Raw genomic sequence first — 15,524 nt, forward strand, 5'->3', positions numbered from 1 at the left:
CGCGCTCAGACCCGCCCGGTGCGCCGGGTCTCGATCGCGGCGATGGCCGCGCGGGTCGCGTCGGCCGCCGACAGCTCGGATGTGTCGATCAGCACGGCGTCCTCCGCGGCGCAAAGCGGCGCCTCGGCCCGCCCCATGTCGCGGGCGTCGCGGGCGAGCACGTCCTCCAGCACCTCAGCGCGGGTCACCTCCACCCCGCGCGCGGCCAGCTCCGCGAAGCGCCGTTCGGCGCGGATTTCGGGCGAAGCGGTGACGTAGAGCTTGGCCTCGGCTTCCGGACAGATCACCGTGCCGATGTCGCGCCCGTCGAGCACCGCGCCCCCCTCGGACCGGGCGAAGCCGCGCTGGAACCCGACGAGCGCCGCCCGCACCGCGGGCAGGACCGCGACCCGGCTGGCGGCGGCGGCCACGTCCTGCCCCCGCAACCCGGGATCGAGCAGGTCTTCGGGCGACAGCGCCTCCGCCGCCGCGAGGGGATCCTCGCCCCGCAGCGTCCGCGCGCCCACCGCCCGGTAAAGGAGCCCGGTGTCGAGATGGCGGAACCCGAAATGCTCGGCCACCGCCCGGCTTACCGTACCCTTGCCGGCCGCCGCCGGCCCGTCGATCGCGATCGTGAAGATCAAGTGTCCACCTTTGTCGTAAGCGTCGGGTCGCCTTCCGGCACCTGCCGCTCCTCTTCGGGAATCGTGTACCAGTCGCCTTTCTGTCGGCAGAAAATGTGTCCGACCAGCGCCAGCCCCGTCGGCTTGTCGATCGCGCCCGCCATGATCGAGAGGTTCGTGCCCGGTCCGTCCCAGAACAGGTTCGCCCCGCAGGTCGGGCAGAATCCCCGTCGCGCGACGTCGGAGGACTGGAACCAGCGAACCTCCCCCGTGATGGCGATGGCGTGCCGGGGGGCCGAGGTCGCGGCGACGTAGTTGCCGCTGTGACGCTGACACTGTTCGCAATGGCAGGCGACGACGGGGCGCATCCGGCCCGTCACCGTGAACCTGACCTGTCCACAAAGGCAGCCGCCCGTCCGAGCCATTCACAATCTCCCATACCCTCATCGTCACGGTAGCGGCGACGCGCGGGCACGTCCACGCCCGGCCGACGGGGCGCAACGCCATCGCTCCGATCGGGCCACGCCGGACGGCTTACCGAAACGACGCGCCCAGCGTCTCCATCAGATCGCGGAAGACGGGAAAGGAGGTCGCGATAGGGGTGGCATCGTCCACGGTGATCGGGTCCCGCGCGGCGAGGCCGGCGCACAGGAAGCTCATGGCGATGCGATGGTCGAGATGCACGGCCACCATGGCGCCGCCCGGCACGCCGCCCGGGCCGCGGCCATCGACCTCCCACCAGTCGGCGCCGTCGCGCACCGCCACGCCGCAATCGCGCAGCCCCGCGGCCATGGCGTCGATCCGGTCGCATTCCTTGACGCGCAACTCGGCCACGCCGCGCATCACGGTCGTCCCCGCCGCATGGGCCGCGACGACGGAAAGGATGGGATATTCGTCGATCATGCTGGCCGCGCGGGTGGGCGGCACCTCGATCCCCTTCATATCGGGCGAGAAGCGGGCGCGAAGGTCGGCGACCGGCTCGCCTCCCTCCTCGCGCGGGTTCTCGTAGACGAGATCCGCGCCCATCTCGCGCAGCGTCTCGAACAGGCCGGCGCGGGTCGGGTTCAGCCCGATATTCGGCACCAGCACGTCGGAGCCCGGCACGATCAGCGCGGCACAGACCGGAAAGGCCGCGGAAGACGGGTCGCGCGGCACCGCGATCGTCTGCGGCGCGAGCTCGGGGCGGCCGACCAGCGTGATCTCCCGCCCGTCCGACGTGTCCCGCACGGCGATCTCGGCGCCGAAGCCCGCGAGCATCCGCTCGCTGTGGTCGCGGGTGGCCTCGCGCTCGACCACCACCGTTTCGCCCGGCGCGTTGAGCCCGGCGAGGAGCACCGCCGACTTGACCTGCGCCGAGGGCACGGGCGTCGCGTAGCGCACCGGCACCGGGGTGGACGCGCCCACGACCGTCATCGGCAGCCGCCCCCCCGAGCGCCCGTGCGCCACCGCGCCGAACTTCGCGAGCGGATCGGTCACCCGCGCCATCGGGCGCTTCCGGAGGCTCGCATCGCCGGTATAGGTCACCGCGAAGCCGTGCGTCGCCGCGGCCCCCATGAGAAGGCGCACGCCGGTTCCGGAATTGCCGCAATCGATCACGCCCTCCGGCTCCATCAGGCCGCCGACGCCGACGCCGTGGACGACCCAGGTCTCGCCCTCCTTCTCCACCGAGGCGCCGAAGGCCCGCATCGCCCGCCCGGTGTCGAGCACGTCCTGTCCCTCGAGAAGGCCGGTGATCCGCGTCTCGCCCACGGCCATCGCGCCGAGGATCAGGCTGCGGTGGCTGATCGACTTGTCGCCGGGGACATGCGCCGTGCCCGAGAGCGGGCCGGCGGTGGCGGCGGTGAGGGGCGTGGCGGGGCCGTGGCTCATGTCTCTCTCCTCGGGGTCGCAGGCGACCTATCCCGCGCGGCCCCGCGCGTCCATTCCGCCGCAGGTGCATTCTGGCCGGAACCCGTCTATTTCCCCCCCATGAGACGCCGCTCCTTTCTCGGTCTCGCCGCCCTGCTCGGCGTCGGGGCCTGCGCCGCCAGAGAGGTCACGGCGGGCAACCGCTACTATTCCGGTCCCGTCAGCGACCATTTCGACGGCTCGAAGTTCTTCAACCCCGACGGCATGCGGACCCGCAGCTTCCGCGAGCTTCTCCGCTGGCAGACCTCCGGCGGCCGGCAGGACTGGCCCGACCACGTGCCCGTAACGCAAACCGTGCCGGAGGCGCGCGTCGCGGGCCTGCGCGTCACCTTCATCGGGCAGGCGACGAGCCTGATCCAGGCGGGCGGACTCAACATCCTGTCCGATCCGATCCTTTCGAAACATGCGAGCCCGGTGCAGTTCGCGGGCCCCGCCCGCGTCGCCGCGCCGGGCGTGGCCTTCGAGGATCTGCCGCCCATCGACCTCGTCGTGCTGAGCCACAACCACTACGACCACATGGACATGCCGACGCTGCGCCGCCTGCACGAACGCGACCGCGTGCCGGTGGTGACGCCGCTCGGCAACGACACGATCCTTCACGGCGCGATCCCGGATCTCGACGTGCGGGTGGGCGACTGGGAGGACGTGTTCCAGGTCGGCGGCGCGACGGTGCGGCTCCTGCAATGCCATCACTGGAGCGCGCGGGGGCTGAGCGACCGGCGCGACGCGCTGTGGTGCTCCTTCGCCGTGGAAACGCCGGCGGGCCGCGTGCTGGTCATGGGCGACACCGCCTTCGACGGTGGGCGCCCCTACGAGGTCGCCGCGCGGCACGGCCCCTACCGCCTGGCGCTCATCCCGATCGGGGCCTACGCGCCGCGCTGGTACATGGCGCCGCAGCATCAGGATCCGGCGGAGGCCGTCGCGGGGTTCCGCCTGTCCTCGGCCGACTACGCGCTCGCGCAGCATTGGGGGACGTTCCAGCTGACCGACGAGGCGCGCAACGATCCGGTGATCGAGCTGCACAAGGAACTGGCGAAGGCGGGGATCGCGGAGGACCTGTTCCGCGCCGTCCCACCCGGCACGGTCTGGGACCTGCCCGCCTGACCCCGGCTCAGTCCCGCCGGAAGGTCAGGTAATGCGGAACCCGCCCCTCGCGGACGGCCTTCGCCTCGTAGCGCGTCCGGGTCCAGTCCTTCCATGGCTCCCGCCAGTCCGCCGGCCCCTCGGCCAGCCATGTGAATCCGTGACGCGGCACCTCTTCCAGCGTCTGGCGGACGTAGTCGGGGATGTCCGTCGCCACGCGAAAGATCGCGCCGGGCTTCAGAACCTGCGCCAGCGGCTTCAGATGCTCGGCCGTCACGAAGCGGCGACGGTGGTGGCGCGCCTTGGGCCACGGGTCGGGATAGAGCAGGAACGCCCGCGCGATCGACGAAGGCGGCAGCACGTCGAACAGATCGCGCACGTCGTCGGGATGGATGCGGACGTTTCCCGCCTCCGCCTGCCGCAGGAGGCCCAACAGCTTCGCCACGCCGTTGATGTAGGGCTCCGCGCCGATCAGGCCGATCCCGGGATTTCGGGCCGCCTGATGCACGAGATGCTCGCCACCGCCGAAGCCGATCTCCAGCCAGACCTCGCGCCCGCCGAAGACGACGTCGAGGTCGAGCGGCTGCCGCGCCGGGTTGGCCTCCCAGCTCACCGGTCCCGGCGCGTAGCTGGCAAGGTCCTCCTCCAGATAGGCCTGCTGGCTCGCCTTCAGGTGCTTGCCCTTCAGGCGGCCGTAGAAATTCCGGTGCGGGCGCTCGGGCGCGGATCTGTCCGTCATCGACCGACGAGGCGGTTGACATGGCCCATCTTGCGGCCCGCCCGCGTCTCGGCCTTGCCGTAGAGATGCACCTGACGTCCGGGCGCGGCGAGATGGTCCGGCAGGCGGTCCATGTCGTCCCCGATCAGGTTCTCCATCACCACGTCCGCGTGCCGCGCGCCATCGCCGAGCGGCAGACCTGCGACGGCGCGGATATGCTGCTCGAACTGATCCACGGCGCAGCCGAGCTGCGTCCAGTGGCCGGAATTGTGGACGCGGGGCGCGATCTCGTTGACCACGAGGCCGTTCCCGGTGACGAAAAGCTCCACCCCCATCACACCCACGTAATCAAGCGCGTTGAGGATGCGGCCCGCGAGAAGCGCGGCGTCGGTGCGGAGGCTTGCGGACAGGATCGCCGGCACGGTCGTCGTGCGCAGGATGCCGCCCGCGTGGACGTTCTCGCCCGGATCGAAGCAGACGACCTCGCCGGAAGGCCCGCGCGCGGCGATGACGCTGACCTCGCGTTCGAAGGCGACGAAGCCCTCGAGGATCGCGTCGGCCCCGGCCATCTCCGCGAAGGCGTCCCGCGCGGCGGCCGGACCGTCGATCCGGACCTGCCCCTTGCCGTCGTAGCCCAGCCGCCGGGTCTTCAGGATCGCCGGCGTCCCGAGCGCGTCGAGCGCCGCTCGCAGCGCCGCAAGGTCGGGGATGTCCCGGAACGGGGCAACCCCAAGTCCGAGCCCTTCGAGGAAGGTCTTTTCCGTCAGCCGGTCCTGACTCACCGCCAGCGCCTCCACCCCCGGCCGGATCGGGGCCAGCGCGCCGATCAGGTCGAGCGCGTTCGCGGGCACGTTCTCGAACTCGAAGGTCACGACATCGACCGACCCGGCGAAGGCGCGCAGGGCGGCCATGTCCTCGTAGCCCGCGCGGGTATGGGCGTGCGCCACATCCGCCGCCGGCGCGTCGCCGGGCTCGTAGACATGACTGCGGTAGCCGAGCCGGCTGGCCGCGACGGAAAGCATCCGGCCCAGCTGTCCGCCGCCGAGGATGCCGATCGTGGCGCCGGGGGCGAGGCTCATTCCGGCACCTCCGGGATCGACGCGCTGAGCGCGGCGCGCCACTCATCAATGCGCCGCGCCAGATCCGCGTCCGAGAGCGCGAGGATCTGCGCGGCCATCAGCCCCGCATTCGCCGCGCCCGCGGATCCGATCGCCATCGTCGCCACGGGAAAGCCGCGGGGCATCTGCACGATGGAATAGAGCGAATCGACCCCGGACAGCGCCTTGGTCTGTACCGGCACGCCGATCACCGGGATCCGCGTCTTCGACGCCATCATGCCGGGCAGATGCGCCGCGCCGCCCGCCCCGGCCACGATGACCTTTAGGCCACGCGAAGCTGCGTCCCGGCCGTAGGACCAGAGCCGGTCCGGCGTGCGATGCGCGGAGACGATGCGTGCCTCGTGGGCCACGCCGAGCTCGTCCAGGATGTCGGCCGCGGCCTTCATCGTCGGCCAGTCGGAGGTCGAGCCCATGATGATCCCCACGGGCGGAGCGTCTGTCATGCCGGAATCCCTCAGGCGATGATGTCGGGGGTAAGCTCGTCCTCGATCCGCGCGATGCGATCCTTGAGGTTCAGCTTCTGTCGCTTGAGCCGCCGGATCACCAGGAGATCGGGCGCCGGGCTCTCCTCCACCGCGCGGATCGCGACGTCCAGGTCGCGGTGGTCCTGTCGCAGCACCTCGAGGCGCATTCGCAGGATGTCCTCGTGGCTCAATTTCTCGGGCGCTTCGGTCACAGGCAGGCACTCGCAAGGGTTCGCAGGCCTGTTACACCGCGTGGGCGGGCCAGTCCAACCATCTTGCAAGGCGCCTCCCCGGTCCCCAAATATCGTGCAAGCCGGCGCCTTTGGAGGGTCGGACCAGACAATCGGATCGCTTCGCGAAAGGACCCGAGACATGAGCAAGCCGACCTTCGGCACCCACCCCTTCCTGCTCGGCTTCGACGAGCTCGAACGTCTCGTGGAGCGCACGGCGCGGACGGGCAACGACGGCTACCCGCCCTACAATATCGAACAGACTGGCGAGACGGGCTTCCGCATCACGCTGGCCGTGGCTGGTATCGGGGAGGACGATCTCGCCATCACGCTGGAGGATCGCCAGCTCGTGATCCGCGGGCGCTCGCAGGACGACGGCGAGCGCGTTTACCTGCATCGCGGGATCGCCGCGCGCCAGTTCCAGCGCGCTTTCGTACTGGCCGACGGGGTGGAGGTCGCGGGTGCGACACTGGAGCACGGCCTCCTGCATGTGGATCTGCAACGATCGGCGCCGTCGAGCGTTGTAAAGACAATCAGGATCGAAACGACCGGTTCGGCGAACGGCTGAGCATACCGAAGGAGATAGCCATGTCACGACATACCGATATCGAAGCCCTCGGTGGATCGCTCGTCTACGTCCGGTCCGTCGAGATGGATGAGTTGCCGGAAGAAGTGCAGGACGAGGCGCGCGAAGGCGGACTCGACAAGCTCTACGCGCTGCACCGCGCCGATGGCGAACAGGTGGCCCTCGTGGGGGATCGCAGCCTCGCCTTCAACATCGCGATCCAGAACGATCTGCAGCCGGTGAGCGTTCACTAGACGCCATCTGGACATGAAAAGGGCCGCCCCCCCCGGGGCCGGTCCCTGACGGCTAATGTTGACGACCCGCCGCTGAAACGGCGGGTCTTTCAATGCGTATCCTGACGACATCACAACAGATCCTGCTCATGGATCCGCCTGTGAGCCGGCCCAATCCGCATTGCGGGCTTTTCCTTGCCTGCGCCCGGCTCCATCCGGGTGTGGTGGCAACGGTGGATGTCGACGGGTTTTGCCGGCACGGACGGATCGGAGAGGCGATGCCGGCCCCGGGTGCGTCCGTGGCCGCTCACGCTCCTCCACGACCGCACGGTTGTTCTTCGCTCGGGAGATTGTTCCACACACGGGGCACCGGCGATGTTCGTCGTGCGCCTTGCCACGACCACGCCCCGGTGCACGCCTGAAGCCGGTGGTGGCATGCCTTCGGGTCGTCTGAACGGATCGGGCAGAACGCCGCAGGTCGCGCATGACGGGTCGCGGCAGAAGTTCAGGTCGATACCCGCGACCGGCAGGGGAAGCCTTCGGACCCGTGGCTTCGTCAAGCTCCCCGAAGATGTTTTCGGGACGCTCGACACCTTTTTCTCTCCCTTTGGACACCAGCCAAGCGCTGTATGAGAGAAAAGTCGCCGCAGTTCGCCAAACCGAAGCGACTTTCAGCATTCAAAGCCGTTTGCGTTCAATCGGGCGCGTATCCCGCGGCGCCGAAGACGTTCCGGCCCGCCCCGGGATCGAACAGGCCGCAGATGTCGCCGAGGGCTTGGAGAAAGGGATCGTGGGCGCGGGCGCCGATCCGGAGGAGGTGATCTTTCGGCTTGGGGAAGGCCGTTTCGATCGGGTTCGGGTCTGGCGCGCAAGCGGGCCGGACAGGCATCCCCGGCCGTTCAGGATCCCGAAGGCCCGCGCTGCCGCCCGACACGAATGGCCAGCGGCGATGTGGTCGAAGATCCGTTCGCGAATATCCATCGCCCATGATCCACCTCCTGCCGAAAGCGAACCGGACGAACGATCCCGCGTGAATCCCCCCATAGGTCAGGATGGGGACAAACCGCTTTAGCGTCAGGAGCTAGGCGTGCGGGGCGGCCTTTTTCGATAGGAGGATCGCAGGATCAGATCGCGATCTCGAACTTCGATGCCTCGCGAAGCGACGTCAGGATGCGGACGATCTCGGCCCCCCGGGCCGGCTTGACCAGAACGAGCGCGTCCGAGCCGTACCGGTCGACCAGCGCCCGCAGATCCGCACGTCCCGTATGAAACAGGAACGGCTTGCCGACGGCCCGTAACCGGTCGGCAACGGGAAACACCTTCGAGCCGCAGAGATCCACGTCGAGCACCGCGAGATCGACCGTATCGCAGGCGGACAGCGCGGAATCCACCGTTGCGAAGGGGCCGACCACGTTGGCGCCCTCGTCCTCCAGCGTCAGAGACAGGTCGAGCGCGAGAAGCGCCTCGTCCTCCACCAGCATGACATTGCAATCGTCCAGCATCCTTGCCTCGCAGATCACCTCGCGGGCGTCCTGACCGCACCAGATCCGAGGCGCTCGTTTGGAATACCAGTTGGACCCAGTGCCCAAGCAACGACCCCGCGCCGCAGGATGTTCCGACATTTCTACTTGAAGTTGCGCTCCCACGTCATCCGGGAGCCAACGCTGCGGAAATACGACAGGTTTCGGTCAGCCCGAGATGAGCCCCATGGATTCGAGCTTCAGCAGGACCTGCTGCGCGCAATTATCGACCTCGTAGCCTTCCGTGTCCACCACGAGCTCCGCGTTCACAGGCGCCTCGTAGGGATCGGAGATGCCGGTGAACTCCTTGATCTTGCCTTCGCGCGCCATCTTGTAGAGGCCCTTGCGGTCGCGCCGCTCGCATTCCTCGACGCTGGTGGCGACATGGACCTCGAGGAACGCGCCGTAGGCCTCGACCATCTCGCGCACGGCCCGGCGGGTCGCCGTATAGGGCGCGATCGGCGCACAGATCGCGATGCCGCCGTTCTTGGTGATCTCGGACGCGACATAGCCGATCCGCTTGATGTTGATGTCGCGGTGCTCCTTGGAAAAGCCGAGCTCGCTCGAGAGGTGCTTGCGCACCACGTCGCCGTCCAGAAGCGTCACCGGCCGGCCGCCCATCTCCATCAGCTTGACCATGATCGCGTTGGCGATGGTCGATTTACCCGAGCCTGACAAGCCGGTGAAGAAGACGGTGAAGCCCTGGTTGCTGCGCGGCGGAGAAGTGCGGCGCAGTTCGGTCACGACCTCGGGGAAGGAGAACCATTCCGGGATTTCAAGCCCTTCGCGCAGGCGGCGCCGCAGCTCGGTCCCCGAAATGTTCAGGATCGTGACGTCGCCATTGTCCTCGATCTCGTCGGCGGGCTCGTATTGCGCGCGCTCCTGCACGTAGACCATGTGCTTGAAGTCGACCATTTCGAGCCCGATCTCCGCTTCGTGCTCGCGGAACAGCTCCTGCGCGTCGTAGGGGCCGTAGAAATCCTCGCCCGCGGAGTTCTTGCCCGGACCCGCGTGGTCGCGGCCGACAATCATGTGGGTGCAGCCGTGATTGCGGCGGATGATCCCGTGCCAGACGGCCTCGCGCGGGCCGGCCATGCGCATGGCGAGATTCAGAAGCGACATCGTCGTGGTCGAGCCCGGATACTTGTCGAGCACCGCCTCGTAGCAGCGAACGCGCGTGAAGTGATCCACGTCGCCCGGCTTTGTCAGACCGACGACCGGATGGATCAGCAGGTTGGCCTGCGCTTCCTTCGCGGCCCGGAAGGTCAGCTCCTGATGCGCGCGATGCAGCGGGTTGCGTGTCTGGAAGGCGACGATGCGGCGCCAGCCGAGCTTGCGGAAATAGGCGCGCAGTTCGTTCGGCGTGTCGCGGCGCGCGCGGAAATCGTAATGGACCGGCGGCTGGATGCCGGTGATCGCGCCACCCACATAGACGGGACCGGCGCTGTTGTGCAGGTAGTTCACCGCCGGGTGGGCGAGGTCATCGGCGCCGAACACCCGCTCCGCCTCCCGCGCCTTGTCGGGGCGGTAGATGTCGGTGACCGAGAGCATGGCGAGGATGACGCCCTCCTGGTCACGCAGCGCGATGTCCTGCCCTTCCTCGATCTGTTCGGCGAAAGCCTCGCTCACGTCGAGCGTGATCGGCATCGGCCAAAGCGTCCCGTCGGCGAGCCGCATGTTCTCCACGACGCTTTCGTAATCCTCGCGCCCGAGGAAACCCTTCAGCGGGTTGAAGCCGCCGTTCATCAAAAGCTCCAGATCGCAAATCTGGCGCGGGGTCATGTCCCAGCTGGCAAGCTCCGCCGCCTCGGCCTTCAGCTTCTGCGCGCTGTCGTAGCTGACATAGAGTTCGGGGATGGGCGTCAGGTTGGGCGTGCTGAGGGACATGCGGGGCTCCGGGTCGTCGCATTCGGGTCGCGCGCCCTTAGACCCGAAGAAAGACGGGGATCAAGGCCGGTCAGCCGATTTCGTCCGGCCGGCGCGGGAAACGACGGTCGCGGGCGCGTCGATCGGCGCCCCGGAGCCCGTCGGAGATCAGGACAGGTAGGGCGCGAAGCAGTCCGCCTGCGCCGGATCGGGCCGGCCCCGTCCGGTGACGATGGCCCGCGCCGCCAGCGCCCGCGGATCGGTCGGATCGCGCGCGAGCGCGGCCTCGACCGTCGCGCGATCGCCTTGCCGGATTGCGTCGACGTAGGGCCCGTCGCGAACCGGATCCGGGTCGGGACAAAGCCCCGGACCCGCCGCCTCCGTCACAGGCGCGGACGCGCCGCCGCAGGCCGACAGGAGCGCGATCGCGAGAAGCGTGGCGCCCCTCATTCCGCGGGCTCGTCCACTGGCGCGCCATAGCCCAGCGGTTCCGTCTGGTCCTGCGCAGGTCCGGCATCCTCGCCGTGCAGCGCCAGAAACCGCTCCGCTTCCAGCGCAGCCATGCAGCCCATCCCGGCGCTCGTGACCGCCTGCCGATAGATGTGATCGGTCAGGTCGCCCGCCGCGAAGACGCCCGGAATCGACGTCTCGGTGGAATCGGGCTTGGTGACGACGTAGCCGCCGTGATGCAGGTCGAGCCAGTCCGCGACCAGTTCCGAAGCCGGCGCATGCCCTATGGCCACGAAGAAGCCATGGACCGCAATCTCCCGCGGCGCGCCGGTCTCCCGATGCGTCAGGCGCAGCCCCTCCACCCCGCGCGGCTGGTCCGAGCCCAGCACCTCGTCCACCTCGTGATCCCAGATCACCTCGACCTTGGGGTTCTTGAACAGCCGATCCTGCAGGATCTTCTCGGCCCGGAGCGTGTCGCGCCGGTGGATCAGCGTCACCTTGGAGGCGAAGTTCGTCAGGAACAGCGCTTCCTCCACGGCGGTGTTGCCGCCGCCCACCACGGCGACCTCCTTGCCACGGTAGAAGAACCCGTCGCAGGTCGCGCAGGCAGAAACGCCGAAGCCCTTGAAATGCTCCTCCGACGGCAGACCGAGCCACTTGGCCTGCGCCCCGGTGGCGAGGATGAGCGCGTCGCAGGTATAGCGCGCCCCGGTGTCGGAGGTCGCGGTGAAGGGCCGCTTCGAAAGGTCGAGCGAGGCGATGTGGTCGCCCACGATCTCCGTGCCGACGGCGCGGGCCTGCGCCTCCATCCGTGCCATCAGGTCCGGGCCCTGTACCTCGATGTCGCCGGGCCAGTTCTCGACCTCGGTGGTGATGGTGAGCTGCCCGCCCGGCTGGATCCCCTGCACCAGCACCGGCTCCAGCATGGCCCGGCTTGCATAGACCGCCGCCGTGTAGCCCGCGGGCCCGGAGCCGATGATGAGAACCTTGACGTGGCGGTGATCGGGCATGGTACCCCCTCCGGGTTGGTGCGCGGGCGAATTAGCTGCGTAGACGTTGCGACTTAGCGTGCCGACGCCGGGTTTTTAAGGCGTGATCACGTATGAAGTTCCTGTTTCTGACACTCGCTACGGCCGTCGCGCTGAGCACGGTCGCGGCGGCGCAAACGGATGGGGCAGACGCGACCTGCCGGGAGGTCGACGGAAACCTGCGAATCCATGTCCTTGTTTGGAACGCCAAGGCAAACGACGCGGATCTGGCAGATGCCGGCGCCACGGCCTGCGGCATGAAAACGCCCTGCGGCGCGCGGTTCTTTGCCGACATCGCGGATGCACCGGAGACGGCGCCGCACAACCATGACGGGCTTGCCGCGCAGCAGGTTCAGGATTCGATGGGTGTCGACACCGCGGAGGATGATCGACTGATTCGCATCACACGCGTTACGCCCTGAACGACGACGCCCCCGCCGCGTAAGCGCGTGCGGAGGCGTCGCGTGCTTGCGCCGGCCTCGACGATCAGGCCGGACGGCGGAACCGTCCGAGACCGAGAAGTGCCACGAGACCGGTCAGGATCAACGGCAGGCCCGCAGGAAGCGGAACGACCGAAGGACCGGGCGTGGGATTGTCGACCTCACCGCCCGTGTCATCGACGACCTGGTTGATCTTGGTGCCGATCGCGCCGGCATAGGCATCGAAATCGCTCACGCTGACGACGAACCCGGTCGCGGTCGCATCGGGGATCGTGTCGCCGGCGGCGAGATCGACAATCACGCCGTTATCCTCGTCGCCGACAGTGCCGAGGCCAGCGATCTGGCGCAAGCTTTCCAGCCTGGGGCCGGGGCCGACCGCCTCGAAGCTGAGCCCGTCCAGACCGGCGGTCCGTGCAGCGGTCGCCACTGACTTGGAGGCGGTCACGCTGCTGCCACCGTCGGTGGTGATGTTCAGCAGGGTCGTCGCCCCGAGGCCATCGGCACTGGATTGGAACAGGCCGAACAGATTCGAAATCGCTCCGGCGATGTTCGTGCCACCGCCGGAATATGGCGCATTCGCCACATCGCTCTGGATACCGGCCAGCGTCGCGTCGGAAACAATCGTCGGGGCTACGATGGTTGTGCTCCCGCCGGCGAAAGACGTGACCGCGATACGGTACTGATTGTCGCCGGAGGTGGGAATGCTGCCCAAGGCCTGCGACAAGGCCGTGCGCGCGCTGTTGTAGTCGATCGACCCCACCGAACTCGATCTGTCGAGGCTGAAGCCGAGATCGATCACGGCGGCCGAACCCGCTCCGGTTAATGCCACGACACCAACGGCGAACGAAAGCGCGAAATTACGGATTTTCATTTGGAATAACCCTTCCAGACAATGAACAACACTCTGTGATCTTCCGTCACCTCGCCAACCTGCGATGTGGCAATCGCGCGGGTCAACGTTTTATTAACCTTTTTCCCTGGTGACCCTTTGCCATTCTGCGCAGCGCGACGAGGAACCCGAGGGACGACCGGAGCTTTCGCCTCGTCTTCGATTGCGGCAAGAGAGGTAATCCATACTCGTCATGCTATTCCCGGAGGCCGACTTGCCACGTTCCTCGCTCGACCCGATCGATCGCCAGATCCTCGCCGAACTTCAGGCCGACGGGCGCATGACGAACGTGGAGCTCGCCCGTCGCGTGGGAATCTCCGCCCCGCCCTGCCTGCGTCGCGTCCGCGCGCTGGAGGAGGCGGGTTACATCGAGAACTACCACGCGCGCGTGAATGCCCGTGCCCTCGGTTTCGAGGTGCAGGTCTACGCGATGGTGTCGCTGGGCCGTCAAGCGGAGTCGGATCTCGTGGCCTTCGAGGCGCGTTGCCGCGACTGGCCGCTCGTGCGGGAATGCCACATGCTCAACGGCGAGACCGACTTCATCCTGCGCTGCGTGGCGACCGACCTCGGCTCGTTCCAGTCCTTCCTGACCGGCGAGCTGACGGCGGCGGAGAACGTGGCAAGCGTGCGGACCTCGCTCGTCATCCGCGACGCGAAGACGGTTCCGGGCATCCCGTTCGAGGTGCTGGAGGCCCGGCTGGCGCTCGACGCCTGATCGCGCCGGCCGGGTGTTCCGGGTGGATCAGGTCTTCAGGGCGGGGATGATCTGCTTCTTGCGGCTCATCACGCCCGGCAGGACGACCTGGTCGCCCGCGACCCGCGCCCCGAAGCTCGCCTCGGCCACCTTCTTCGTCATCTCGTTCGGCACGAGCAGCGTCGCCTCCTCGCGCAGGATGTCGACCACGAAGAGCAGGACCTGATGCACGTTGTCCTCCGCCGCGACCTCGGGCATCGCCGCCATCAGCGCGTCCTTGCGGGACAGGATCGCGTCGGGGGACGTCGTCTCGAGCACGGAGACGCGGAACTTGGTGCCGCCGGTCTCGTATTCCTTGGAATCCATCCTCAGAAGCTCGACCTCGGAGAAGGCAGAGACATCGGATTTGGCCGCGAACATCTCGGCGGCGAATTCCGGGATATCGATGCCCAGATCGCCCGCCAGCCGCTCGGCCAGCGCGCGGTCGTGGTCGGTCGTCGTGGGCGAGCGGAACTCCAGCGTGTCCGACAGGATGCAGGTCAGCATCGCGCCGCGGATCGGCTCGGGCGCGGAAGACAGCGCGCCGCCCATCAGGTCCGCCATGACCGTCGCGGTGCAGGCGAGCGGCCGGATCGTGACGTCGATCGGCACAACGGTCTCGATCCCGCCGGTCAGCTTGTGGTGGTCGATGATCTGCCGCACGTCCGCGCGGCCGATATTGGCGGGAAGCTCCGCGGGGTTGTTCGTGTCGACGATCACGCAGGGCTGGTCGTCGTCGACGTCGAGGACGATCTCCGGCTTCTCGAGCCCCCAGCGCTCCAGCATCCAGGCCGCCTCGGTGTTGGGCTCGCCCAGAAGCACGGCTTTCGCCTCGGTGCCCAGCACCTCGTTCATGTACCAGACCCAGGCGATCGGGCTGCCGGTGGAATCGGTGTCGGGGTGTTTGTGGCCGAAGACGAGCGTGGTCATGGAATATCCGTGGTGAAGTTGATCCGGGTCGGGCCGCGCCTTAGCAACGGCCGGGGGCGATGTCACGCCCGGCGGCACGGGGCAGCGGCATGCGGGAAACGGAGCTCTACGCCCCGGTGAAGGCGTTCCTCGAGGCGCAGGGCTATGTCGTGAAAGGCGAGATCGGCCCCGCCGACGTCGTCGCGGTCCGGGGGGACGAGCCGCCGGTGATCGTCGAACTCAAGACCGGGTTCAGCCTCGCCCTGATCCATCAGGGCATCGATCGGCAGGCGATCACGCCGCATGTCTACCTCGCCGTGCCCGACATCGCGGGGCGGCGGGGCCTCGCTTCGCTTCGGGCGAACCTGAAGCTTGCCCGGCGCCTTGGCCTCGGCGTCGTGACCATCCGCCTGCCCGGCGGGACCGTCACGGTCCACTGCGATCCGGCGCCGTTCCGCCCGCGCCTCTCGACCAGACCGAAGGTCCGTCTCCTGCGCGAGTTCGCGGCCCGACGCGGCGACCCCGCCGAAGGGGGCGCGACGCGGGACGGGCTGATGACGGCCTATCGCCAGGACGCGCGCCTTCTCGCCGCCTATCTGCTGGAGGCCGGGGCGCGTCGCGGCCGCGACGCGCGCGACGCGACCGGCATCGCGCGGGCGACGACGATCCTGCGCGACAACCATTACGGCTGGTTCGAGCGTATCGCGTCCGGGACCTACGCGCTGTCGCAGGCGGGGCGCGACGCGCTCGACTGACGCGCGCCATTGC

19 protein-coding genes are annotated in these 15,524 nt (G+C 68.4%); 6 read left to right on the forward strand and 13 right to left on the reverse strand.

The features are described from left to right. Window positions 1-5 precede the first annotated feature (5 nt). From Q1B08_RS02940 to aroA, 3 genes are all read right to left on the reverse strand, one after another. Window positions 6-623: a (d)CMP kinase gene (locus Q1B08_RS02940; RefSeq protein ID WP_299814399.1), complete on the reverse strand. Its 618-nt coding sequence runs from the start codon at window positions 621-623 to the stop codon at window positions 6-8. After that, a complete protein-coding gene (locus tag Q1B08_RS02945; RefSeq protein WP_299814402.1) occupies window positions 620-1,027 on the reverse strand; it encodes a GFA family protein in 408 nt (135 codons plus the stop codon). Before Q1B08_RS02945 ends, Q1B08_RS02940 begins: the two co-directional genes overlap by 4 nt. Window positions 1,028-1,136: 109 nt before the next feature. Further along, window positions 1,137-2,471, reverse strand: a complete 1,335-nt coding sequence (aroA, locus tag Q1B08_RS02950) for a 3-phosphoshikimate 1-carboxyvinyltransferase (protein ID WP_299814405.1) — start codon at window positions 2,469-2,471, stop codon at window positions 1,137-1,139. Between the two features lie 99 nt (window positions 2,472-2,570). On the opposite strand from aroA, the gene Q1B08_RS02955 reads away from it, so the two are divergent. Further along, the gene (locus Q1B08_RS02955; protein WP_299814408.1) at window positions 2,571-3,614 is read left to right on the forward strand and encodes an MBL fold metallo-hydrolase; all 1,044 of its coding nucleotides are present in this window, start codon (window positions 2,571-2,573) and stop codon (window positions 3,612-3,614) included. 7 nt (window positions 3,615-3,621) lie between these two features. On the opposite strand, the gene Q1B08_RS02960 is transcribed toward Q1B08_RS02955, so the two are convergent. Genes Q1B08_RS02960 through Q1B08_RS02975 form a run of 4 tightly spaced genes read right to left on the reverse strand, consistent with a single transcriptional unit; the run spans window position 3,622 to window position 6,060 of the window. Beyond that, on the reverse strand, window positions 3,622-4,332 hold the full coding sequence (locus Q1B08_RS02960) for a tRNA (guanine(46)-N(7))-methyltransferase TrmB (protein WP_299814411.1): 711 nt from the start codon (window positions 4,330-4,332) through the stop codon (window positions 3,622-3,624). Continuing rightward, window positions 4,329-5,390, reverse strand: a complete 1,062-nt coding sequence (locus Q1B08_RS02965) for a 5-(carboxyamino)imidazole ribonucleotide synthase (protein WP_299814414.1) — start codon at window positions 5,388-5,390, stop codon at window positions 4,329-4,331. Before Q1B08_RS02965 ends, Q1B08_RS02960 begins: the two co-directional genes overlap by 4 nt. After that, on the reverse strand, window positions 5,387-5,872 hold the full coding sequence (gene purE / locus Q1B08_RS02970; protein WP_299814417.1) for a 5-(carboxyamino)imidazole ribonucleotide mutase: 486 nt from the start codon (window positions 5,870-5,872) through the stop codon (window positions 5,387-5,389). The genes Q1B08_RS02965 and purE overlap by 4 nt, the downstream gene beginning before the upstream one ends. A gap of 11 nt (window positions 5,873-5,883) precedes the next feature. After that, window positions 5,884-6,060: a DUF465 domain-containing protein gene (locus tag Q1B08_RS02975; RefSeq protein WP_299814912.1), complete on the reverse strand. Its 177-nt coding sequence runs from the start codon at window positions 6,058-6,060 to the stop codon at window positions 5,884-5,886. A gap of 205 nt (window positions 6,061-6,265) precedes the next feature. On the opposite strand from Q1B08_RS02975, the gene Q1B08_RS02980 reads away from it, so the two are divergent. Together Q1B08_RS02980 and Q1B08_RS02985 are read left to right on the forward strand one after the other, a co-directional pair. After that, complete coding sequence (locus Q1B08_RS02980; RefSeq protein WP_299814420.1) at window positions 6,266-6,691, forward strand: Hsp20 family protein; 426 nt, start codon at window positions 6,266-6,268, stop codon at window positions 6,689-6,691. Window positions 6,692-6,711: 20 nt separating this feature from the next. Further along, window positions 6,712-6,942: a DUF1150 family protein gene (locus Q1B08_RS02985; RefSeq protein WP_299814423.1), complete on the forward strand. Its 231-nt coding sequence runs from the start codon at window positions 6,712-6,714 to the stop codon at window positions 6,940-6,942. 1,103 nt (window positions 6,943-8,045) lie between these two features. Here the strand turns inward: Q1B08_RS02985 and Q1B08_RS02990 are convergent. From Q1B08_RS02990 to trxB, 4 genes are all read right to left on the reverse strand, one after another. Next, the gene (locus Q1B08_RS02990; protein WP_299814426.1) at window positions 8,046-8,423 is read right to left on the reverse strand and encodes a hypothetical protein; all 378 of its coding nucleotides are present in this window, start codon (window positions 8,421-8,423) and stop codon (window positions 8,046-8,048) included. A gap of 186 nt (window positions 8,424-8,609) precedes the next feature. Continuing rightward, the gene (locus tag Q1B08_RS02995; protein WP_299814429.1) at window positions 8,610-10,328 is read right to left on the reverse strand and encodes a bifunctional sulfate adenylyltransferase/adenylylsulfate kinase; all 1,719 of its coding nucleotides are present in this window, start codon (window positions 10,326-10,328) and stop codon (window positions 8,610-8,612) included. Window positions 10,329-10,475: 147 nt separating this feature from the next. After that, window positions 10,476-10,757: a hypothetical protein gene (locus Q1B08_RS03000; RefSeq protein WP_299814432.1), complete on the reverse strand. Its 282-nt coding sequence runs from the start codon at window positions 10,755-10,757 to the stop codon at window positions 10,476-10,478. Beyond that, a complete protein-coding gene (trxB, locus tag Q1B08_RS03005; protein WP_299814435.1) occupies window positions 10,754-11,767 on the reverse strand; it encodes a thioredoxin-disulfide reductase in 1,014 nt (337 codons plus the stop codon). The genes Q1B08_RS03000 and trxB overlap by 4 nt, the downstream gene beginning before the upstream one ends. Before the next feature lie 92 nt (window positions 11,768-11,859). Between trxB and Q1B08_RS03010 the strand changes: the two genes are divergently transcribed. Continuing rightward, a complete protein-coding gene (locus tag Q1B08_RS03010; RefSeq protein ID WP_299814438.1) occupies window positions 11,860-12,207 on the forward strand; it encodes a hypothetical protein in 348 nt (115 codons plus the stop codon). A 64-nt stretch (window positions 12,208-12,271) separates the two neighbouring features. Here the strand turns inward: Q1B08_RS03010 and Q1B08_RS03015 are convergent, their stop codons facing one another. Next, a complete protein-coding gene (locus Q1B08_RS03015) occupies window positions 12,272-13,096 on the reverse strand; it encodes a VWA domain-containing protein (protein WP_299814441.1) in 825 nt (274 codons plus the stop codon). 232 nt (window positions 13,097-13,328) lie between these two features. On the opposite strand from Q1B08_RS03015, the gene Q1B08_RS03020 reads away from it, so the two are divergent. Then, entirely contained in the window at window positions 13,329-13,829 is a 501-nt protein-coding gene (locus tag Q1B08_RS03020; RefSeq protein WP_299814468.1) for an Lrp/AsnC family transcriptional regulator, read from the forward strand. Window positions 13,830-13,856: 27 nt separating this feature from the next. Here Q1B08_RS03020 and Q1B08_RS03025 read toward each other — a convergent pair whose 3' ends face one another. Beyond that, complete coding sequence (locus Q1B08_RS03025) at window positions 13,857-14,777, reverse strand: manganese-dependent inorganic pyrophosphatase (RefSeq protein ID WP_299814471.1); 921 nt, start codon at window positions 14,775-14,777, stop codon at window positions 13,857-13,859. 89 nt (window positions 14,778-14,866) lie between these two features. Between Q1B08_RS03025 and Q1B08_RS03030 the strand changes: the two genes are divergently transcribed. Beyond that, window positions 14,867-15,511, forward strand: a complete 645-nt coding sequence (locus Q1B08_RS03030; protein WP_299814474.1) for a DUF2161 family putative PD-(D/E)XK-type phosphodiesterase — start codon at window positions 14,867-14,869, stop codon at window positions 15,509-15,511. The last annotated feature ends 13 nt before the right edge of the window (window positions 15,512-15,524 follow it).

The organism is uncultured Jannaschia sp. (genome assembly GCF_947494025.1).
Taxonomy (GTDB): domain Bacteria; phylum Pseudomonadota; class Alphaproteobacteria; order Rhodobacterales; family Rhodobacteraceae; genus Jannaschia.